Below are 21,410 nucleotides of genomic sequence, written 5' to 3'. Positions count from 1 at the left end.
CCCACCAGGGGGGGACGGACGGGACGCTCCGTGGTTACACCCGAACGGCCCAGAACAGCAGATCTCGCCCTCCCCAATGCTGAACGGCCGGCCCCCTGGGGAACCGGCCGCCTCACGCAGTCTCCTGTCGCTGCGACGGACCGACGCGCCGCGATCGATGCACCGGGACCGACGTTACGCGCGCAACGCGGCGTCCTCAGCACGCCGAACTCAATGCCCCGTTTCCCACTCGATGAACCAGAAGATGCAGTAGCGCGAGTGCCCCGGCTGGCGTTCGACCTCGAAGAAGCCGAAGGGCAGCATCGAGAAGAACGTGTACTTGGCCGGCTTGCGCGACTGGGATTCGAGGTAGTAACCGCGGTAGTTCGCGCCGAACTGGAAGATGAAGTCGAGGAAGGACCAACGGGTGGAGCTGATGTCCGAGTCGCACTCGAACAGGATCGGGATGTCGATCTCGCCCTCCTCGGACAACCGACCACTGATGTCGATCTCAGTGCTGAGCACCCCCAGGGGTCCCTCGACTCGCAGCCCCACCGGGCCGTCCCCGGCGCGCGGTCCGGGCAGGCCCTTGCGCTCGTCGGTCGCGATGCTGAGCCCCTTCTCGTCCGCCCGCGCCAGAACCGCGGCGACCAGCGTGCCGAGCGAGTCGGCGGGCTGACCATCCACCTCGATGATGCGGTCGCCGGCTCGCAAGCCCTTCATGTAGGCCGGCGAGCCCGGCAGAACGCCGGCGATCAACATCGTGCCCGAATCGAGCTTCAGCGCGTGCGAGGCGATGTCCGCCGGCAGGTGGGCGACCCGCAACCCGGTCAGGTTCTGCACCGCGACCGAGGTTTCGAGGGCGATCGAATCCGTCGAGGACTCGGTCACCTCCTTCGCCTGAGGCGTCAGCTCCGCGGTGCGGACTTCCTTCGTCTGCTCCTCGCCCACGAACCGCATGTAGGTCACGGTCGTCGACGTACCCGGTACCAGAGCCTGCTCCACGACCTCCGTCATCTGGTCCGGCGACGAGATCGCAACGTCGCCGATCTTCATCAGGACGTCGCCCGAGCGCAGTCCGGCATCGTGGGCGGGCAGGTCGGTGTCGACCCGATCGAGCCAGACGCCACTCCAGGGATCGATGCCGTAGCGATCCGCCCTCGTCGCGCCGATGGAGCGGCTGCGAACTCCGAGCAGCGCCAGTTCACGCGTCTCGGTGACGGTCTTCTCGACCTTCGGTCCGCCGCTGCGCCCGACGCTGAGGCGCCAGGTCACCGTGGACCCGTCGTCGCGCTTCTCGACGCCGAGCAGCGTGTCGTCCGTCGAGAAGCGCATCGAGCGCGACGAAACACAGGCGATCTGGGAGAGGGCCAGGAGACAGATGGCGAGGATGCGGAACACGGCGATCTCTTGAGTCGGGGGACCTGCCCTCCGACCGGTTCGGTCGGTGGCAGCGGGGGGCTCGGGGAACAGCAGGTGTACGCGACGGCGCCTTCGACGGTTCCCGGGAAGTCGGGTGATCGGGCGCGGGCCGGTCAGAAACTCCGCGCGGAGCGGCCGCTGGCTCGATCGACGCTGCGCCACCAACCCTCCCAGGCGTCGGCCCGATCGATTGCAGCCAACTCCGGCGAGGGCAGGGTCCGGTCGGCCACCGCGGCGCGGGCGGAGCGCCACCAGGGATCGGCGTCGTCTCCCGTCAGGAGCTCGGTACTGGGTGCAGGACGATCCAGATCGCGGGCGATGGAACGCAGGCGCCCTTCGACGACCTCGATCACCGCCGGGTCCGCGTCGCTCAACAGCGCCAGGAGTGCCGGCACGACCTCGTCCAGCTCACCCCGGGTTCCGAGCACGATCCGATCGCCATCGCGCCGCACCGTGACCGGCCCGCGCCGAGGTTCGAGTTCGAGTTCGACGTCGGCCAGGCTCGGGCTCGGCCTGCCGCTGGGCAGGCCGTTGATCGGGCGCGGCGCCGAGGTTTGCCCGCTCCGGGCCAGTGCAGCTTCCGAATCGTCGGGCAAGGTCGGGTCGACCCCCTCGGGAGGGAAGGTCGCGCGCTCGACGGCCCGCGCCATCTGAGCGAGCAGAGCCACGCCCTCCGCGAGCAGGGGTTCCAGGTAGGGGCGGAGCTCCGCTTCGCTGACATCGGCACGGGCGTCGGACGCGACAGGCGGCGCCGATGCGACCCCGCGACCCGGCGCGGCGAGCCAAAGGGGAACGGGAACGGTCACCACGCGCGTGTGAACGGACTCAGCGGCCGCGTTCGATCGACGCTGCGTCGGGTGGTGCGCGACGAGATTTGCGAGACCTGGGGTGTAACCCGTGCCGTCTCCATCCGTCCCCCCTGGGTGGGCGGGGGACCGCGGTGGTTCATATACCTGCAATGGATCCGAAGCGACCGCGCCCTGGACCGTCAGTCGGTCTCCGCCCATGGCGATGCTCGCGCCAGTGGAGACCTCCGCACCGGCGTCGGAGTCCGCCACGTCGTGCGAGCGTTGTTGCTTCCCATCTCCCCCATTCCCGGCGCCCACCCCGAAATCGAAGCCGAATCGACCGACGCTCCAGGTCATCAGGATCCCCGCCGCAGCGGCAGCCACGTGGGTGACCAGCCACCACCGCGGCCGCCTGCGATCTCGCCCGAGGGCTTCACGCGCCACGGCGGCCATGACCGCATCGACGTGGGCGCGGGGCGCCGTGGCCGAGACGTCCACGGCCAGAAGGTCGATGCGCTCGTCCAGCCGCACCCGCTCGGTGGCGCAAGCGGAGCACGAACTCAGGTGGGCCTCGACCTCTGACCGATCTCGCGCGGCCAGGTCGTCGTCACGCAGGGCCGGGAGCCAGGCGCGGATCTCGTCGCAGTTCATCAGGCGTTGCCTCCACGAAGTGTTCTCAGCGCGGCGGGCCGAGGCGGGGGCGCGGTCACGCGCTCGTAGGCGTCGCGGAAGGCCACCCGGCCCCGGTGGACGCGGGACTTGACCGTGCCCTCCGCGCATTCGAGGGCTGCGGCCGCCTCCGCGTAGCCGAGCCCGAGCACGTCGACGAGGATCACGGCCTCGCGGTAAGACGTGTCGACCTGTCCCAGGGCCGCGGCGATCGCCGCGCGCTCGGGGCTGCCGAGGTCCGGGTCGCTGCCGGGGTGAGCCGTCAGCACTTCGAGCGTCGCGTCGGAGCCCCCCGGTCGCCGCTTGCGCGCCCGCAGGGCGTCGCGCCCCTGGTTGAGGGCGATGGCGTAGAGCCACGGACGAAAGCGCGCGCCACGACGGTAGCTCGGCAGGGCGCGGTGGACCTTGATCCACGCGTCCTGGGCGGCGTCGCAGGCATGGTGATGGTCGCCCAACATCCGTTCCAAGGCTCCGATCAGCGCCCCCCCATGACGCACCACCAGCGCCTCGAATGCATCGAGGTCACCGTCCTGGGCGCGCTCGGCGAGCGCCTCGTCGGTCGGGGTCGGTAGGGACTCCAAGGGGGGGGCCGTCGCGGGGGTTACGCCCCGGGGGCGCCCCAAGTTCCACGATCTCGGCGATCCGCACGAGCCCCCGGCGCGAGCTGCCCCGGCCCTCCCGATCCGGGCGGCCTGGCCCTTCGGAGGAAAGGTGGCCAGCGCGTCACCCCACGTGTCCGCGCCGGCCCGAGTTTGCCCGCACCCCCAGGGGCGCGGGCGGCGCCGGATTGCCGCGAGTCGGTTCCCCAACTCGGCCCGCGGTCCAGCCCCGTCGATGCGCCCGACCCATCGCAAGGGCCGTGCCGAGCCCTCGACCCCACACTGCGAAGCCTGCCACCGATCCTCGCTCGCCACGGAGCGCTCCCTCGCGGGAACAGCCTTGCCCCTGGACGGCAGCCGCGGCCGCAGCGATCCCCGCGGCAGGGTCCTCAGGCTTCGCGAACCGGGTCGACGGGCCCACCAGAGGGCTCGAAGCCTTCCAGACCCGCCGGCTGCCAATCCACGTCGAACGGCGTGGCCACGAACAGGAACTCGGTGTTGCGCAGGTGCCCCGGGCGCCCGACGCGGCGCCCCTGCCGGTCGTGGATGCCGATCCGCGCGCCGACGTAGCGGGCATAGTCCCGGGCCAGGACGTGCACCCGCCGCTCGCGGCCCAGGAGCGCCTCGAGCTCGTCCCGACTGACGTGCCCCTCATTGCTGAACGAGGCGACCACGTAGGGCGTGGCGAGCCGGTCGATCACCTGCTCCAGAGCCGGTGCCGCCTCGCGCCTGCGGTTGAAGGGACTCTTGCGCTCGCGGCAATCCACGCGCTTGCGGGCGATCCCGTAGACCGGGGGTCGATCCCATCGCACGAGCGTCTCCCACACGTGGTAGTTGCCGAGGTAGCTGTGCTGGTTGTACGGCGGGTCGAGGTAGGCGACATCGGCGTCGACCTCGGCCGCCAGCTCGAGGGCGTCGCGGCGGCTCGAGGTGCAGGGCCCGGCGGCCGCGCGCGGCAGCACCGCGGGCAGGCGCAGGTCGAGCGGGTTGCCCGCCCGCTGGGCCCACTGCTTCAGGTAGGCCATCTGGACGCCGGTGGTCGAGTCGACGCGGTCCGCTGCTTCCATCAGCGAAACCAGGGCGATGGACTCCAGCTCCGGCTCGAGCTCGAGGCGCGCGATGGCCTCGCGCACGCCCTCGATGCGCGCGCCGTTCTCCGGCTGGAAGTAGCGCGCCTCGACACAGTAGTCCTCGGTGAACCAACCGGCGCGGGGCGCGGCGTGCCGCAGCTCGCCTAGCAGCCGCTCCGCGCGCTCCCCCCAGACCTCGGCGTCCGCCTGCACATAGCAGCGCGCCAGGTGCTCCGCGTAACTGAGCTGGTCGTTGGCATGGACCGCGAAGCCCGCGCCCTTGAGCGCGTGCCCCACCCGGGCCGTACCCGAGAAGAGATCGGCGACGCGACGAACCCCCGGCAGGGACTCGATTACGCCGACGATGGCCGGCAGCAGAAGTCGCTTGGATCCGAGGTACTTGATCACGATGGGTCCGATCGGAGCAGGCGCGCCGTTCAGGCGCGCGGGCGACCTTCGCGGTCGAAGATCAGGACTTCGTCCAGGGGCCTGCGGTACAGGGCGTGCTCCGGCACCTGGCAATCGTCCGCGGCGTAGCCGACCGGAATCAACATGTAGGCGCGCTCGTGGGCCGGTCGGCCGAGCAGCTCGCCGAGAAAGCGCATCGGGCTGGGGGTATGGGTCAGGGTCGCCAGGCCAGCGTGCTGGGCGGCGGCGAGCAGGAAGCCGGTGGCGATGCCGACCGATTCCTCGCCGTAGTACACCTGCCCGTCGTCGTCGGTGCGCGACAGCTTGAAGACCACGATCAGCCAAGGAACCACGTCCAGGTAGGCCTTGTCCTCGTCTGTGCCCAGGGGACTGAGGTCCGCGAGCCAACGCTCGCTGGCGCGCTGGCGGTAGAACTCGCGCTCCTCCGCCTCGGCCGCCAGCCGGATCTCGTGCTTCAAGCCCGGATCCGACACGGCCACGAAGCGCCAGGGCTGCTTGTTCGCGCCACTGGGCGCCGAGTGGGCACTGCGCACGATCCACTCGATCGTCTCACGCGATACGGGCCGGTCCGAGAACTCACGCACGGACCGACGCCGCCGCAGCACGTCGTAGAAGGCGCGTGCCGCGGCTTCGGGAGTCTCGGCGGGTTGATAGCGATCCTCGAAGGGAACGAAGCGCGGCGCGGCCTCGGGATCGAATCCAGCAGGGCTTGTCAATGTTCCAGTCGATCTGATTCTCGAAGTCGCGACGTGATCGCCGCCGACAGGGTGAACGGAATGTCAGGCGCGTGAGTGCGACGGCTGTCCCAGCCAGAGTAAGGCCGCGGTCAAATCGAGGACATACGGCGTTCTCGTTCCTGCTTGGTGAACAGGCTGTGTTTCGGAGTGGGCTTCCCCCTCATTCCGCGCTCCCCACCTGTCGAAGCACTTGCCACGCTTCGCGCCCGCTCCCCCCTTGCCATCGGGTGCACGCGATCACAGGTCCCATCCCGGAACCACGTAGAACGTCATGCACGATGCAAGCCTCGGGGCCCGCACTGCGGTCCTCGTCTTCCTGTCGACGGCCTTGGCCGCCGCGAGCCCGCAGGTCGATCCCAAGCCCAGGGTGACCCTCTCTCCCGTGGCCGTGCCCATCGGCACGACCACCGCCGTCGACCTGGCGGCAACCCACGCGGACGGCTCTGCAATCGATCCCGGCCAGTTCGACTTCAACTGGACCATCTCCGGGGGCAGCTTCGCCGCGGGTTCGGGCCCGACCGATCCCGAGCCGACGCTGGAGGTGAGCGCCGCTGACCCCCTGGACGTTCAACTCATCCTCAGCCCCAAGGGCGAGTCCGACGGCGCCGGACGGGGCGACGCCAACTTGGGCGTGAACATCGGCCAGGCCCTGCTCTTCGGCAAGCCCATGAAGTGGCACCCGACCGAGCTGTGGTTCAAGGGGCCCCTGTCGAACATGACCTTCGACTCGCCGAACCCGTTCCTCGACTATCGGCTCGACGTGACCTTCCTGCGCCCGGATGGCTCCGAGCTGCAGGTGCCCGGGTTCTTCGACGGCGACGGCTTCGGGGGCGGCGTGGGCCAGGCATGGAAGGTCCGACTCACGCCGGACATGGCCGGAGTCTGGACCTTCGAGGCGAGTTTCCGCTCTGGCGACGACGTGGCCGTCGCCGCGGACCCCCTCGCCGGCTCGCCTGTGTCCTTCGACGGGGCCAGTGGCGTGTTCACCGTGGCGCCCCGCGACCTAGCCGCGCCGGGATTCCTGCGCGACGGACGCCTGGACGACGTCGGCCTTCACTACCGCCGCCAGGTCGACGGGGGCTTCTGGATCAAGAGTGGCGCCGACAGTCCGGAGAACCTCTTGTCCTTCGCCGGCTTTGCGGACGTCGAGAAGGCACCCGGGTCGAAGGGACTCGTGCACCGTTACGAGTCCCACGCCTCCGATTGGACCCTGCAAGATCGCGAGCTGCCCCTGGCCGGCGACCTGGGCGCGGACGTCAGCGTGTCCCGCAACCTGATGGGCGCGCTCAACTACCTCTCCAGCGTCGGCGTCAACTCGGTCTACTTCCTGCCCATGAACCTGGGCGGCGACGGCCAGGACGTGTCGCCCTTCATCGGCCACGCCAACACGGCCTACGACAAGACGCATTACCACATCGCACGCCTGTACCAGTGGGAGGCGGTCTTCCGCCACGCGCAGGAGCGCGGCATCCAGCTCCTGATGGTGCTGGCCGAAACCGAGCCGCAGAACGAGACCTGGCTCGACTTCGGAACCCTGGGCGTCGAACGCAAGCTGTTCATGCGCGAGCTGGTAGCCCGCTTCGCCCACCACAACGCGATCAAGTGGTGCCTGTCGGAGGAGAACGACTATCCGCAGGCGGTGCTCGAGGAGATGGCCGCCTACCTGGCCGGCCTCGACGCGTACGACCACGCCATCGCCGTCCACAACAAGCCCTTCGCCGAAGGCATTCTCTACGGCCCCCTGCTCGGCAACCCGGACTTCAGCGCCACGTCGATCCAGTACCTGCCCGCCGCCGCGGGACAGACCGTCGAGTACTGGCGAGCCCAGACCGCGGGCAAGCCATGGGTGATCGACATGGACGAGAACAACCCCGCTGACATCGGGGCCGGCCCGGACAACGCCGAGGAGCTGCGCAAGGAGGTGCTCTACGACATCTACTTCTCCGGCGGCCAGCTCGAGTGGTACCTGGGCGCCCATGCGCCACCGATCGGCGGCGACCTCTCGGTCGAGGACTTCCGCACGCGCGAGGAGATCTGGCTGGCCACCAAGTACGCCCGCGAGGTGCTCGAGACCCTGCCGTTCCACCTGATGGAGCCGATGGACCAGGCCCTGGCCGGCGAGCCTCTCGACCACGGGGGCGGCGAGGTCTTCGCCCTGCCCGGTGAGGCCTACGCCATCTACCTGCCCAACGCGGACACTCAGGGCACGATCCAGCTGGACCTGGGCGGCTACCCAGGCACCTTCGAGCTGGCCTGGTACGACCCGCGCAGCGGCCAGTTCCAGAGCGGCTCGACGATGTTGATGGGCGGCGGCTGGACGGACCTGCCCTCGGCGCCCGACCCGATCCAGGAGGACTGGGTCGCGGTCGTCAAGCGCCCGCCCCTGTGGGCCACCGCACAGAGCCTGTCCGTCTCCGCGGGCGGGACCCTGTCCCTCGAGGTCAACGGCTCGCCTGACTTGGCCTTCAAGGCCTACTCGTTCATGGCCTCGGCCTCGGGCACCTCGCCCGGTTTCGGACTCAGCGGCCTGACCATCCCGCTGGTCGCCGACAACTTTTTCTGGGGCGCAGTCCAGTCGCCGGGGTTGATGGGACTCACGCCGGCGTTCGGTCTCCTCAACGGCGCGGGACGCGCGACCGCCCAGCTGACCGTGCCGCCGGCGACCTCCCCGGCCATCGCGGGCCTGAAGATCTGGTACGCGTGGGGCGCGGGGCAGATCGTGCCGAGCCTCCAGTTCCCGATCGCCGTCAGCAACCCGGTGTCGGTCGAGTTCGTGCCGTAGCTCGCGCGCTGACGGGCGAGCTGCCCGTGGGGCGCGGCGCGTCCCATGGACTATCCTCTCGGTCCATGGACCGAACCTCAGCCTCCGAGGCACAGCATTCCGACGCGTACGACCCGCCCCACGAGGTGGTCGTGCGCCTGCCTCCGGGGGCCGAGCCGGTGCTGCCGCGGGACGAGGCGCGGCTGCGGCAGCTCGCCGCTCGCACCCTGCGCTGCGACGCGGACGCGATCACCACCCTGCGCACCCGGCGGGTGTCCTTCGACGCGCGCCGGCGCCAGCGCGACTGGCGCGCCGTGCTCGATGTGTGGCTGCGGGGCGAACGCCCCTCGCCGCCGCCGGCCACGAGCCCGGTGCCCATCGCGCCGCCGCCCGCGGACGCGCCCCACGTGGTCGTGATCGGCTCGGGGCCCGCGGGCCTGTTCTGTGCCCTGGATCTGCTGCGCGGCGGGGCGCGCGTCACGGTGCTCGAGCGCGGCGGCGACGTGCGCCAGCGCCGACGCCCCCTGGCGGAGCTCAATCGTGGGCACGAGGCCGGCTCCGAGAGCAACTACTGCTTCGGCGAGGGCGGTGCCGGGACCTATTCGGACGGCAAGCTCTACGCGCGCAGCGGCGGCAAGCGCGAGGTGCGCGAGGTTCTGGCCGAACTGGTCGCCCACGGCGCTTCACCCGAGATCCTCTCGAGCTGGCGGCCGCACATCGGCTCGAACCGGCTGCCCGAGGTGGTCGCCGCCCTGCGCGAGACGATCCTGGCCGGCGGGGGCGAGGTGCGCTTCGAGACGCGGGCGACTGAGTTGGTGCTCGATGAAGGGCGGGTGGCCGGCGTGGAGTGCGTCGGCACGTCCCACGAAGCGCCCCAGAGGCCCGAGCGCTTGTACGCGGACGCGGTTGTCCTGGCCAGCGGGCACAGCGCCCGCGACTCGCTCGAGCTCGCGGCGCGCGCCGGCGCCCTGCTCGAGCCCAAGGGCTTCGCCATGGGCCTGCGCGTCGAGCACCCCCAGGGCTTCATCGACGACCACCAGTACGGCGGCCTGCGCGCAGCCAACGAGCTCCCGGCGGCCTTCTACGAGCTCGTCGCCCAGAGCGAGGGTCGCGGCGTCTACAGCTTCTGCATGTGCCCAGGGGGGTGGATCGTCCCGGCCTCCACCGCGACCGATCGCGTGGTGGTGAACGGCATGAGCCTGGCGCGCCGCGACTCGCCCTTCGCCAACAGCGGCCTGGTGGTCGCGATCGAGCCCGAGGACTGGTGCGGCGAGCGCGCGCGGGCTTGGGGCTGGCGCGAGCGGCTGCCCGAGCTCCCGCCGCCGCCCGCGAGGCCCGAGGACGACCCCCTCTACGGCGTGCGCCTGCAGGAGGCCATCGAACGGCGCGCCTGCGTGCTGGGCGACGGCGGCAACCGCGTCCCAGCCCAGCGCGTCGACGCTTTCCTCGACGGCCGCGCAACACCGGACGCGATCCCCACGAGCTATCGCCCGGGGGTCACGACGGTCGCCCTCGACGAGCTGCTGCCGCGCGGCATGGCCGAGCGCCTGCGCGACGGCCTGGCCGAGTTCAACCGCCGCATCCCCGGCTTCGTCTCCGAGATCGGCCAACTACACGGACCCGAGAGCCGCACCTCGTCGCCGGTGCGTGTCGCGCGCGATCGTGAAACGGGCGAGGCGTTCGGGGTCGGCGGCCTGTACCCCGCCGGGGAGGGCGCGGGCTTCGCCGGGGGCATCGTCTCCGCGGCCATAGACGGCCGCCGCGCGGCGCGCTACGCCTTGGCGCACTTACGGGTGCGCTGAAGCGACCTGCGTCCGCGCGCTGCCCCGGGGCGCGCTCGCCTCCGTGCCGGATCGAGCTGCGTCCGCCGTTCCGCCACCGTCCGCGCGCGCCGAAGATCCCGGATCACAGGCTCGATCGAGACCGCGGCCGATGGGCGGCTAACGTCCGTTCGCCGAGAAGTGTCGCTTGAGGCGCAGGAACGGCCGCTCCCAGAGCCAGAAGGAGAGCTCCGCGAAGATCAGCGTCAGCGCCACCGCGCCGGCTGCGTGCCACGAGTTGATCTCGCCGCCGCGCTTCACCGTCTGGTAGCCGATCAGGAAGATCACGGGGTTGTGGTAGAGGTAGATCCCGTAGCTGATGCGGCCGAGGTGCGCGAGGGGGCGCCAGTCGAGGGCGCGCGCCGAGAGGCCGCGCCGGTCGGCCGAGCGCACCGCCAGGACGATCACGCCGGTGCAACCGATGGCCGAGCCCAGGTAGCGCCCGATCGCGAGCGCGACCCCGAGCTCGCCGCGCGTGAGGCTGATGGTGAGCACACCTGCTCCCACGGCGCAGGCCGCCAAGAGGTCCGCGCCCCGCCCCGCCCCGCGCCAGGCCTGTTCGCGGAAGGCGAGGCAGGCGCCGAGCAGGAGCGAGAGCATGCGGCTCTGGGTGCCGTACATCACCAGGTTGAAGCCCGTCGGGACTTCGAGCGCGAGCACCAGCCACAGGGATAGACCGATGGCCAGGGGGATCAGGCCCGCGGCGGCGATGGGCAGCAGCAGGCGCCGCGGACCGAAGGCCATGGCGAGGGGCCATAGGAGGTAGAAGTGCTCCTCCACCGCCAGGGACCAGGTGTGCTGCAGGAACGCGGCGCTGTGGCCGGTACCGATCCAGTAATTGACCGTGTAGGTCGCCACCCAGGGCATCTGCGGCCCGCCCCAAGTGAGCCACGTCACGGCCACCAGCAGGTAGAAGGCGGGGAAGATTCGCAGGGCGCGGCGCGCCAGGAACCAGCGCACCGGCACGCCCTCGGCACGGTCGACGATCAGGATCCGCGTGATCAGGAAGCCCGAGAGCACGAAGAACAGGTCGACCCCCAGATAGCCGCAGGGCACGGCCTTCGCGAAGCTCGCCAGCGGAGCGAAGAGCAGGTGCTCCGGCAGGTGCTCGAGCAGCACCAGGGCGACCGCGATGGCGCGCAACCCGTCGAGTGCGCCGATCGCTCCACGTCCGGCTCGAGGCGCGGTGCGACCAGGCTCGTCGGGGGGCATCGGGAGAATGATAGCCGGGCAAGAACCACCGGCCTCCCCGGTCGCCCGGCCGCTCCGAGCGGGCTAACCTTGCGCGCGCCCACCATGAGCGAGAGCCCGCCCCCCCCGTCTGCCCGCCGCTGGATCCTGGGAACCGCCCTGGTGGTCTGGACTGCCTGGCTGATCGGCATGGTCGCCGGCGACCACTGGGGCCTGTTCCGGGAGGGCTGGTTCATGTCGATCACGATGGCCTTCGGGTCGTTCGTCGCCGGCGCTACCAGCGAGGGCGGGGGCGCCGTGGCCTTCCCGGTCATGACCCTGGGCTTCCAGATCGCGCCCCCGGTGGCGCGCGACTTCTCGCTGATGATCCAGTCGGTCGGCATGAGCTCGGCGGCGCTGACGATCCTGGGCTCGCGCATTCCGGTCGAGCACCGCTCCTTGATCTGGTCGAGCCTGGGCGGGGCGATCGGGATGATCGTCGGGCTGGAGTTCGTCGCGCCGCGCTTGTCGCCGACCTTCGCCAAGCTCACCTTCCTGGCGGTCTGGCTGGCCTTCGCCTTCGCCCTGTTCTGGATCAACCGCTACCGCGAGCGCGAAGTGCGCCTGGACATCGAGCATTTCGGCGCGCGGCACGCGACGCTGCTGCTCGGCGCCGGCCTGATCGGCGGCACGATCTCGGCCATCACCGGCAGTGGCCTGGACATCCTGACCTTCTCGCTCCTGGTGCTGCGCTTTCGCATCAGCGAGAAGATCGCCACGCCGACCTCGGTGATCCTGATGGCGATCAACGCCTGCGTGGGCTTCGCCTGGAAGGCCTCGGCCGGCGGCGGGATGGCGGCCGAGGCGTGGTCCTACTGGTGGGTCTGCGTGCCGATCGTCGTGGTCGGCGCGCCCTTCGGCGCCAGCTTCATCCGCGACCGCTCGCGCCTGTTCGTGGCCTCGATCCTGTACGTGGCGATCGGCGTGCAGTTCATCGCGGGGCTGGTGATCATCGAGCAGACGCCGCAGGTCGTGGCCTTCACGGCCGCCGTCTTCGCGGCCGCGCTCTTGATGTTCCGCTCCATGGCGCGCGGTGGCGTGCGACGCCTGGACTGGCTGACGACGGTCCGCGAGGACGGCGCGGGTCAGTAGTCGCCGGTCGTTGCTTCGGGAACGGGCGGGGCCCCCTCGACGGTCTCCGGGGCCCGCTCGGTGAGGTAGCCGAGCGCCGCGAGGCCGGCAATTTGGTTGCCGTCGAGCACCTCCAGCCGTGCCATCTCCGGCCAGGCCAGCCACTTCGCGTGCAGCGCCTCGGCGCGCTCGAGCAGGGGCTCCCGGGTGGCATTCCAAGCCGTCGTGCGCGGAACACGGTCCGGATCCTCGCTCGGATTCGAGTCCAGATCGATCAGCAGGGCGTCGCGCTCACCCAGCGCGGAGTCGCGAGCGTGCCAATCCACCACCAGCTTGAGGTTGCCGGCGTGGACGGCGCCGACCCACTCGTCGGGCGTGCGGAACTCCACCAGCGCCTCGGGCGGGGTCGGGCTCGAGGCGAGCAGGCTCGGCACCGGGCCCGCGGCCCCGGGCGGGAGCTGAGTCAGGCCCAGCTCGTCCAGGATCGTCGCGGCGATCTGGGCCACCGATGCCGGCTCGCGCCGCCGATCCACTGGTCCGCCAGAGCGGTACACGACCAGGGGCACGCGCGTGACCGGCTCCCAAGGCCGGCAGGAGTGGCCATAGGCGCCGCGCTGCTCGCCGAACATCTCGCCGTGGTCGGCGGTCACGATGACCAATGCGTCGTCGAGACGGCCGAGCCGTTCCAACTCCCCCATCAAGGCCTCGAGGGCCTCGTCCTGCAGCAGGAGCTCCTGGTCGTAGTTGGCGATCGCCAGGCGCTCGTGCTGCTCGAGGATCTCCCAGCCCTGCGCCTGCCACTCGGTCATGTCGGGCATCGGGTGCAGCTCGCGCTGGCCCTCCATGAACTCGAGCTCGCCGACGGCGGGGAAGGGATAGACGCGATCCTGCGGCGGGTCGTAGGGCGCGTGGGCGTCGAAGTAGTTGACGAACAGGAACAGGGGGCGCGCGGCGTCGACTTCGGCCAGGAGCGGGAACAGGCGCGCATTGATCGCGCTGCCCGCGAGCTGCCACTCGCCGTCCACGCCGCTGGGCTGGATGTACTCGTCGAAGTCCCGCGCGAGGCCGTACTGGGACGAGGTGAAGGGCCCGCCCACCGCGCCGATCAGGGAGTAGCCGGCGTCGAGTAGGGAGCCGGTGACCAGGGGCAGGTCGTCGCCGACCACCGGGAAGAGCGTCTCGCCGTCGCGCTTGTCGAGCCGGAACCAACAGCCGTGCTCGGCCGGGTGAAGGCCGGAGAACATCGACACGTGGGACGGCAGGGTCCAGGTGCCGGTGGAGTAGGCCCGCTCGAAGACGCGGCTGCGCTGCGCCAGGGATCGCAGGAACGGATCCGTCGGCCGGCGGTAGCCGTAGGTCGACAGGTTCTCGGCGCGGGTGGTGTCGAGGGTGATCAGCACCACCGTCGGGCGCGCGGGGGGCTCGGGGCCGGAGCAGGCGCCGAGGGCCGCGAGGCTCGCGACGAGGACGCAGCGGGAGATGGGCCGGAGCCGGTGCACACGAAGGATTCTAGTCGCCCACGGTGACCACCTGGCGGCCGCTCCCGGCTTCGACCACGAAGGTCGAGGGGCTGTCGTCGCCCCAGGCAATCGGCGTGGCCCAGGTCCCGAGGCCGAGGGCGAAGAGGAAGCGGCCGTCCTTGGCGAGGGGCAGGCCCGCGACCGCGCCCCTGCCCCAACGGATGACCTCGCCCGAGGGCGAGGGGGTCGAGGCCTCGAGCCAGCGCGGCGGATCGGCCGTCGCCACGTGGACCTCGACGAGCCGCCAGTCGGTGGCGACGACCGGCGTCACGCTCCCGGCCTCGGGTGGAGCCATCCAGGTCTGAAAGTGGATCCGCTCGAGGAACTCGTCGCCGACGAAGGGCAGCGCCACGCCCAGGAGCCTGGGATCGTCGTCACCCTCGCGGATCGGGAAGGAGCAGCGGCCCTCTTCGTCGGTGGTCCCGTCCAGAAAGTCGAAGTGGACAACGGCGCCGGCGAGCGGAGCGTGGCCCTCGCCCACGACCTGGACTTCGAACCGCGGCCGGGGCTCGAGGGAGACGATTCCGAGATCGCGGTCCTCGCCCGGGACCAACGCGCGCACATCGAGCAGCTTCGTCTTGTGGTCGGGGCTGCGCAGGATCACGTCGAGGGGTCCGAAGTTCGACACCCGCACGTAGGTGCGCCCTCGATCGTCGGTCTCCGACGGGAAGCCCGTATGGGGCACCAAGCCGCCCTCGTAAACCTCGCGCGCGCTCGGCTGGACCCTCGCTCCGCGTACCGGCTGGCCCGTGACTCCGTCGACGACTTCGATCCGCAGTACGGCGGGCTCGACGCTGCGACCACTCGACCGCGGCTCGTCGGGCATCGACGCATCGCCCAACTGCGGCGCATCGACGCCGAAGGGCACTTCGACGACGTAGGGCTCCGCGCGCGGCTCGAGTGAGTCCAAGGTGCGCGTCACCCCAGCGCCCAGGTGAATCTCGACCGACCCGACTTCTTCCGTCGACCCGACGAGGTCCAGGTCGAAGGGCAGGTCGTCCGACCAGAGCGACGTCGCATCGCTCCACTGACGGATCTCGCCGTCCAGTTCGACGACGCCGTCGAGCCTCACTTCCGTCCTCGATCGGACCGCGGGCTCGGAGGCGGCGACGAAGCGCAGCGTCCGCCGCGGCGCGGGTTCGAGCGTCGCTCTGCCGCCCATCACGTGGCCCACCGCCGGGGTCAACGTCGTCCGCGTCGGCGCGAACCCGGGTAGGCAGACCACCACCTCGAAGGGCCGATCGATCCAGCGGTCGGCTACGCCACGGGCAAAGCCGCCCGGGAGCTGCTGTAGCTGGGCACCCCACGCACCGATGTCCTGCTCCGCGCGCGCCTCCAGGTAGACCGTCCGGTCGTGCAGGGCCAGATCGACCCGGTAGATGAAGCCGGCCTTGGGCTGGACGATCGCTACGCTCCGGTCTGCGCCGACGCGCACCGCGCCGAGCGACGACACGTGCCGACCGTCCGGGCCGACCACCTCGAGGGAGACCAGCGGCCGCAGGGGGACCTCGATCCGCAGATCGTTCACGACCTCTCCGGGTTCGAGGATCAGCACCGGACCGATCGCATAGCCGACGTCGGTCAGCACCACCAGGCGGATCGTGCTCGCGCCGTCGGCGAGCGTCCCCGGGAGGTCGCACGCAAAGCGCCCCGCGGCGTCGGTGAGGGAAGCGCCGGGCCGATCGGCCAGCGGTGCGTACCACGACGCTGCTTCGGCCTCGAGGGGCAGCTCCGACCAGCGCTCGTCCCAGCGGTTCTCCTCGCCGCCGATCACCAAGGCCCCGTCGATCGGCACCCCAAAGCTGTCGACCACGACGCCCGAGACCCGCGACGCCCGGGGCAGGACCAGGGGGCCCACATCGGTGACCTCACCGGAGGCGGCGTGGGCCGAGAAGTGCAGGGGCGGGCCGTCCAGGGCCGAGGGGTCGAACAGCCGCAGAGCGATCGGTTCGAGGCGTTCGGGGCGCTCCCTGCCCTGGTCGTCGATCCAGACGGATAGCGGCTGGGAGAGGAGCGCGTCGACTCTGAAGCGACCGTCGGCGTCGGTGGTGGCTGCCGGGGAGTCGTCGAGCTCCCCCAACCCGCGAGGCTCCCGCGCCAGTCGGTAGGCCCGGGTGGGCAGGGACGTGAGGCGCACGACCGCGCCCTGCACCGGTCGACCGAGGTCGTCCACGGCGCGCCCGACGACCGAACCTCCCAGGTCCAACTCCACGTCGACCTCGCGTTCGTCCCCGGGCTCGAGCCAGAAGGCGCGCAGGGTCGCGGCGAAGGGTGGACGGCGCTCGGTCAGGACCAGCCAGGCGTCACCCGGCAGGCGGTCGACCTCGGCGCGGCCCCCGGCGCCGCTGCGCCCGCTGTCGGCCAGGAAGCCCGGGCGTCGCTCGCTGAAGACGACGTAGGGGAGATCCGCGACCGCGGAGCCGTCCCGTGGATCCACGAAGCGCAGACCCAGGCGGGACGGGATCTGCGCTGCGGCGACCGCGTCCGTCGCCACGTCGTCTACAGCCGCCGCCCGTTCGCCATCGCCCGACGGCTCGAGCTCCGCCACCGGCACGAGTGGCCCGCCGGCCGTCGTCCGACCATCCGGCCGAGCCGCCGCGGACGCGCCGCTACGATCGGTCGGGCCATTCACGCCGACCAGCGCCCAGAACAACAGCCCGGCGCCCAGGAGCAAGGCGCCCAAGATGACGAGCGATCTCATTGGATCCGCCACCATAGGGCGCCGCTACTCGGCGGCGAAAGGCGCTACCGCACCCCCCCTGTCAGTTGGGTCGACAGCGGGTGTGCGGTAGCCGGCGCGCGCCGCCCTTCCCGTCAGGGCACGGTGACCGTGAGCCCGTTCGAGCTCGTGAAGACCGCGCCCGCGGCTCCGTCGAGGCCGAAATACTGGGTCTGGATCTGCACACCGGAGGGCAGGCCTGTCGGAACCTGTGCCTGGTAGACCGCCGCGCCGGCCTCGTTGGCCTTGGCGCTCGCCAGGACGAAGGGGTCGAGCACGTTCAGCAGCAGGCCGCTGCCCAGGTCGATCGGCGTCGCGAGGGCCGTGGTCGCCAGGGCGAAGATCCCCATCGACAGGGGCGTCAGCTGGTCGGCGCCCAGGTACAGGGTCTCGCCCGGGAAGGGCACCGAGAGGGCCCGTAGGCTCGGTGTGCCCACGCCGCTCGGAGTCGAGCCGCCGAAGCCGACTCCGGGCGAACCGGCGGCGGTGTAGCCCATCAGCGGCCCGTCACCGAGGTTGCCGTACTCGTCCACCGAGCGCGCCTGGTACTGGACCTGTCCGACCAGCTCCGCCGGCAGCACGCCGCGGAAGATCTGACCGCCGCTCCAGTTGGTGGTCGCCAACTGGATCTCGATGCCATCCACGAAGATCTCGAACCACACCGGCTGGTAGGCCGTGATGTAGAGCGAGGCGTTGTCGAGCACCGCCGTGCGCACCGGGCGCCCGCCGGGCGCCGCGGGCGCGTCCTCGAGGTCCTCGGTCGAGACGATCTGCGGCCCCCAGGTGTCGGCGACGTTGGTCTGGTTGCGGAAGAAGACGTTGGACGGCGCAAAGGTCGAGCTGTCACCGGCGATCACGTCGGTGTCGCCGTCCCCGTCGAGGTCGCACACATCCGCATCGCGGTTGACGGTGCTGCCCGCGCCGAGGCCCGAGAGGCCGGTACCGACCAGCGCCATCCCGAACGCAAGGGGTCCGTCCGTGTTGTCGTAGAGCTTGTCCGTGCCGGAGAAGTTCGCCACGTAGACGTCCATGTCGCCGTCCTGGTCGAAGTCCAGGAAGTCCACCTGTTCGTCGTCGCTACTCGAGCCGGGCAGTTTTGCGAGGGAGCTAAAAATGCCCCCGTCGTTGCGATAGACGCGATCGTCGAAGGTGGCCCAGTTGAGGCCGTAGAGGTCGAGGTCGCCGTCGCCGTCCATGTCGCCCACCTCCTGTTCGTACTTGCCGCTGCTCACGATCTGGGCCTGGGGCAGGACCGCGGCGGACACGTCACGAAAGGCCAGTGTCCCGCTCTCCTCCAGCCGGTTCTGGAAGAAGCGCGGCTGCAGCTGGCGCGAGCCCAACAGGTAGTCGATGTCGAAGTCGCCGTCGACGTCGAACAGGTCCCCGTCCACCGTGGTCTCCGCGATGTCGGCGAAGGCGCCGGTGGTATCGGTCGTGTTCGCGCTCTGCAGGCCCTCGGCCCAAATGGCCGGGTTGCCCTCGACGATGGTCGCGCCTGTCAGCTTGAAGCCACTGGGGTTGAACTCGCTGAAGAAGCCCGCGCCGTCGTTGAGGAACATGCGCGTGGGGCTGTTTCCGTTGTAGGACACGCCGTAGCTGGTGTGGACCAGGTCGAGGTCGCCGTCGTTGTCCAGGTCGGCGAAGTCGCCGTCCGACGACCAGTCGATGAAACCGCCGCCGGCCAGCACCATGCCGGGCCAGACCGACGATCCGGGGCCGCCGACGCCGACCCACCGGTTCTGCGTCTCGTCCACGAAGAAGCCCAGCGTGCCGCCCTGGTCGCCACCGACGTTGATCCAGAAACGGCTGGTCTGACTGAACGAGGTGGAGTGGTTGGAGATGAATAGGTCCGGATCGCCGTCGTCGTCGATGTCCGCGAACTCCACGTCACGACTGGAGTCCGAGATCGCCGGTAGGCGCTCGACAGTCAGGTCCAGGAAGGTCCCCTCCACCCCGAGCTGGAGCCCGCCGCGGTTGATCCACAGGCGGTTCTGGTCGTTGCCCAGGTCGCCGCCGTCGGCGAAAGCCACGTCCCAGTCCCCGTCCAGGTCGACGTCGGCGAAGTCGACCTCCTCGGTGTTCGAGTTGTTGGAGCCGGCCGTCGCCGGCAGAGCAGCGGTGTCGTTGACGAAGATCTGCGCGCTGGCAGGAGCCGCGAGGGACAGGGTCGCGGAGGCGGCGGTCGACAAGGCGAGGGCACGGAATCGCATGGGTATCTCCACGGGTCGAGGGTGGGCGGGGACGCCTGGCAATGGTCGCCGAACGCCGACCGTTTCAGGGGATCGTGAGGGTCAGGCCGGCGGAGCTGGCGAAGGTCGCGCCCAAGGTGCCGCCCAGGGCCACGTACTGGGCGTGGAACTGCACCCCCGACGGGAGGCCCGGCGGGATCGGTGCCACGAAGAGGGCATCCCCGTTGGGATAGGCCAGGGCGGGCAACACCAGGAAGCTCCCCAGGACGTTCAGCACCAGACCGTCGCCCAGGGCCAGGCCGCCGGGCACGGCTTGGGTGCCGAGGCCGAAGAAGCCCGCCGAGGCGCTCTCCAGGTCGCTGACCCCGAGCCAGAGGTCCTCGCCCGGGAAGGGCACCGAGAGGGCGCGCAGCTTCGGCGTCCCAGCCGAGCTGGGCGTCGACGCGCCGAAGCTGGTTCCCGCCGACCCGGAGGCCTGGTAGCTCACCTCGGTGCCGAAGCCCTGGTTGCCGCCCTCGTCGATGGCCCGCGGGAGCAGGGTCACCGGCCCCACCAGGTTGGCGGGCACCTCGGCGCGGAAGACCTGACCACCGCTCCACTTGGCCGGCGCCGCCGCGATTGTCACCCCGTCGACCCGTACCGTGAACTCCACGGTCGCGGCGGCCGTCACGAGCTGCGGCGCGTTGTCGAGGACCGCCACCCGGATCGACCGCACCCCTGGCGCCGCGGGGGCATCGCCCAGGTCCTCGCCACCGAAGACCCTCGGAGGCGTCGAGTCGGGGACCTGGGTCAGGTTCTCGAAGAAGCGGTTCTTCGATCCCGGAGTACCCAGGGTCACGAACAGGTCCAGGTCTCCGTCACCGTCCACATCGGCCGCGTCCGCGTCGCGACTGACGCCGGGCGACGAAGCCAGGCCGGCCTCCGCCGCAGGGACCTCGACCAGCCCGAAGACCGGGCCGCTGTCGCCGTTCTCGTAGAGGCGGTCGATCCCCGAGAAGTTGGCGATGAAGACGTCCAGGTCCCCGTCGTTGTCGAAGTCGAGCAGCTCGCCCTCCTCGTCGTCGGACCAGGAGTTGGGCAGGTCACCGAGGTAGGTGTAGGACGTCCCGACCAGCTCGTAGACGCCCTCGTTGTAGCCGAACGGCCCCTGTCCCCAGTTGATCCCGATGATGTCGATGTCGCGGTCGCCGTCCAGGTCACCGACCTCGACCTCGTACTTGCCGTTGGGCGAGATATCGTCGAGGGGCAGGACCACGGCCGTCACGTCGCGGAAGCCGAGGGAACCCGTCTCCTGCAGCTTGTTCCCGAAGAAGCGCGGCGGGCCATTGACCGCGCCCAAGAGCAGGTCGAGGTCCAGGTCGCCGTCGATGTCGTAGACCTCGGCGTCGGTTCCGTTGGTGGTGATGTCGGCCTCGACCCCGGTCGTGTCGGTGGTGTTGTTGAGCTGAACGCCGTCCGCCCACAGGGCCGGGTCGCCGGTCGCGATGTTGACGCTCGCCAACTGGAAGCCGCTGGGATTGAACTCGGTGAAGTAGCCGTCCCCATCGTTCAGGAACAGGCGCGTGGGCACCTGTCCGCCGAAGGCTCCGCCGTAGCTGGTGTGGATCAGGTCCAGGTCACCGTCGTTGTCCAGGTCGGCGAAGTCGCCGTCCGCGGACCAGTCGATGAAGCCCCCGCCTGGGAGCACGAGGGTCGGCGCGATCGACGACCCCGGCCCGCCGAGCCCGACCCAGCGGCTGGCCGTCTCGTCGACGAAATAGCCCAGGGTCCCCGCCTGCTCGCCGCCGGTGTTGATCCAGAACTTGCTGGTCTGGTTGACGATGCCGGCGTGGTTGGCGATGTACGCGTCGGGGTCGCCGTCGTCGTCGATGTCGGCGAAGTCGAGGTCGCGGCTCGCGTCGTTGACCGTCGGGAAGCGCGTCGCGGTCTCGTCGACGAAGGTCCCCGAGGCGCCGGTCTGGAGACCACCCTGGTTGATCCACAGCCGGTTCTGATCGTTGAAGTAGTCCCCGCCGTCGGCGAAGCCCGCGTCCCAATCGCCGTCGAGGTCGACGTCCGAGAACTCGACCTCCTCGCTGTTGGAGTTGTTCGCCGGAGCGTCCTGGGGTATCGCGGTCGTGTTCTCGAGGAAGACCTGGGCGTCGACGGCAGGTGCGAGCGTCACCAGGGCTGCCAGGGCAAGGAAGGAACGGGGCACGAGACTCTCCTGGAAGGAAACGTCGAGGTCGGCGAGCGAGGAAGTGCCCCAGGGATAGCAGCGGCCGCGGCGGCCGGTGGCGGGAAGGTCTTCACCGTCATGGGGGATTCACGCTGGCGCGGCTCGCGGCCCCCTGGTGGCGGTCCCGATTCCGCCTTCCGGCTCGGGCGCCCCTGATGCCCTGGTTCAGGACCTCGGGCTCCGTTCCCG

At 70.6% G+C, this 21,410-nt stretch carries 13 protein-coding genes; 3 read left to right on the top strand and 10 right to left on the bottom strand.

What is annotated here, in order from left to right; all coding sequences use genetic code 11:
- Nucleotides 1–210 precede the first annotated feature (210 nt).
- The 5 genes from Pla133_RS04965 to Pla133_RS04945 form a co-directional block, all read right to left on the bottom strand.
- On the bottom strand, nucleotides 211–1,380 hold the full coding sequence (locus Pla133_RS04965; RefSeq protein WP_145063075.1) for a PDZ domain-containing protein: 1,170 nt from the start codon (nucleotides 1,378–1,380) through the stop codon (nucleotides 211–213).
- 134 nt (nucleotides 1,381–1,514) lie between these two features.
- A complete protein-coding gene (locus Pla133_RS04960; RefSeq protein ID WP_419192147.1) occupies nucleotides 1,515–2,840 on the bottom strand; it encodes an anti-sigma factor family protein in 1,326 nt (441 codons plus the stop codon).
- Complete coding sequence (locus tag Pla133_RS25965) at nucleotides 2,840–3,439, bottom strand: RNA polymerase sigma factor (RefSeq protein ID WP_419192146.1); 600 nt, start codon at nucleotides 3,437–3,439, stop codon at nucleotides 2,840–2,842. Before Pla133_RS25965 ends, Pla133_RS04960 begins: the two co-directional genes overlap by 1 nt.
- Before the next feature lie 407 nt (nucleotides 3,440–3,846).
- Nucleotides 3,847–4,935: a DNA adenine methylase gene (locus Pla133_RS04950; RefSeq protein WP_145063069.1), complete on the bottom strand. Its 1,089-nt coding sequence runs from the start codon at nucleotides 4,933–4,935 to the stop codon at nucleotides 3,847–3,849.
- Between the two features lie 29 nt (nucleotides 4,936–4,964).
- A complete protein-coding gene (locus tag Pla133_RS04945) occupies nucleotides 4,965–5,672 on the bottom strand; it encodes a nitroreductase family protein (protein ID WP_145063067.1) in 708 nt (235 codons plus the stop codon).
- 292 nt (nucleotides 5,673–5,964) lie between these two features.
- Here Pla133_RS04945 and Pla133_RS04940 point away from each other — a divergent pair, with 292 nt between their 5' ends.
- Both Pla133_RS04940 and Pla133_RS04935 read left to right on the top strand, forming a co-directional pair.
- Nucleotides 5,965–8,475, top strand: coding sequence for a DUF5060 domain-containing protein (locus tag Pla133_RS04940; RefSeq protein WP_145063065.1), 2,511 nt, complete (start codon nucleotides 5,965–5,967; stop codon nucleotides 8,473–8,475).
- 65 nt (nucleotides 8,476–8,540) lie between these two features.
- A complete protein-coding gene (locus tag Pla133_RS04935) occupies nucleotides 8,541–10,256 on the top strand; it encodes an NAD(P)/FAD-dependent oxidoreductase (protein WP_145063063.1) in 1,716 nt (571 codons plus the stop codon).
- Nucleotides 10,257–10,394: 138 nt separating this feature from the next.
- Here Pla133_RS04935 and Pla133_RS04930 read toward each other — a convergent pair whose 3' ends face one another.
- Entirely contained in the window at nucleotides 10,395–11,486 is a 1,092-nt protein-coding gene (locus Pla133_RS04930) for an acyltransferase family protein (protein ID WP_145063061.1), read from the bottom strand.
- Nucleotides 11,487–11,570: 84 nt separating this feature from the next.
- Between Pla133_RS04930 and Pla133_RS04925 the strand changes: the two genes are divergently transcribed.
- Entirely contained in the window at nucleotides 11,571–12,596 is a 1,026-nt protein-coding gene (locus Pla133_RS04925; RefSeq protein ID WP_419192145.1) for a sulfite exporter TauE/SafE family protein, read from the top strand.
- Here Pla133_RS04925 and Pla133_RS04920 read toward each other — a convergent pair.
- From Pla133_RS04920 to Pla133_RS04905, 4 genes are all read right to left on the bottom strand, one after another.
- Nucleotides 12,590–14,074: a sulfatase gene (locus tag Pla133_RS04920; protein ID WP_419192144.1), complete on the bottom strand. Its 1,485-nt coding sequence runs from the start codon at nucleotides 14,072–14,074 to the stop codon at nucleotides 12,590–12,592. The two genes, Pla133_RS04925 and Pla133_RS04920, sit on opposite strands and share 7 nt — an antisense overlap.
- A 10-nt stretch (nucleotides 14,075–14,084) precedes the next feature.
- Nucleotides 14,085–16,796 carry a carboxypeptidase-like regulatory domain-containing protein gene (locus Pla133_RS04915; RefSeq protein WP_145063057.1) on the bottom strand — a complete coding sequence of 904 codons (2,712 nt, stop codon included), beginning with the start codon at nucleotides 16,794–16,796 and terminating at the stop codon, nucleotides 14,085–14,087.
- A 113-nt stretch (nucleotides 16,797–16,909) separates the two neighbouring features.
- Nucleotides 16,910–19,024, bottom strand: a complete 2,115-nt coding sequence (locus tag Pla133_RS04910; RefSeq protein WP_145063055.1) for an FG-GAP repeat domain-containing protein — start codon at nucleotides 19,022–19,024, stop codon at nucleotides 16,910–16,912.
- Nucleotides 19,025–19,088: 64 nt separating this feature from the next.
- On the bottom strand, nucleotides 19,089–21,200 hold the full coding sequence (locus Pla133_RS04905) for an FG-GAP repeat domain-containing protein (protein ID WP_145063053.1): 2,112 nt from the start codon (nucleotides 21,198–21,200) through the stop codon (nucleotides 19,089–19,091).
- Nucleotides 21,201–21,410: the final 210 nt, after the last annotated feature.

It is taken from the genome of Engelhardtia mirabilis, assembly GCF_007748095.1.
Classification (GTDB): domain Bacteria; phylum Planctomycetota; class UBA1135; order UBA1135.
This window is presented reverse-complemented; position numbering and strand designations above follow the sequence as displayed.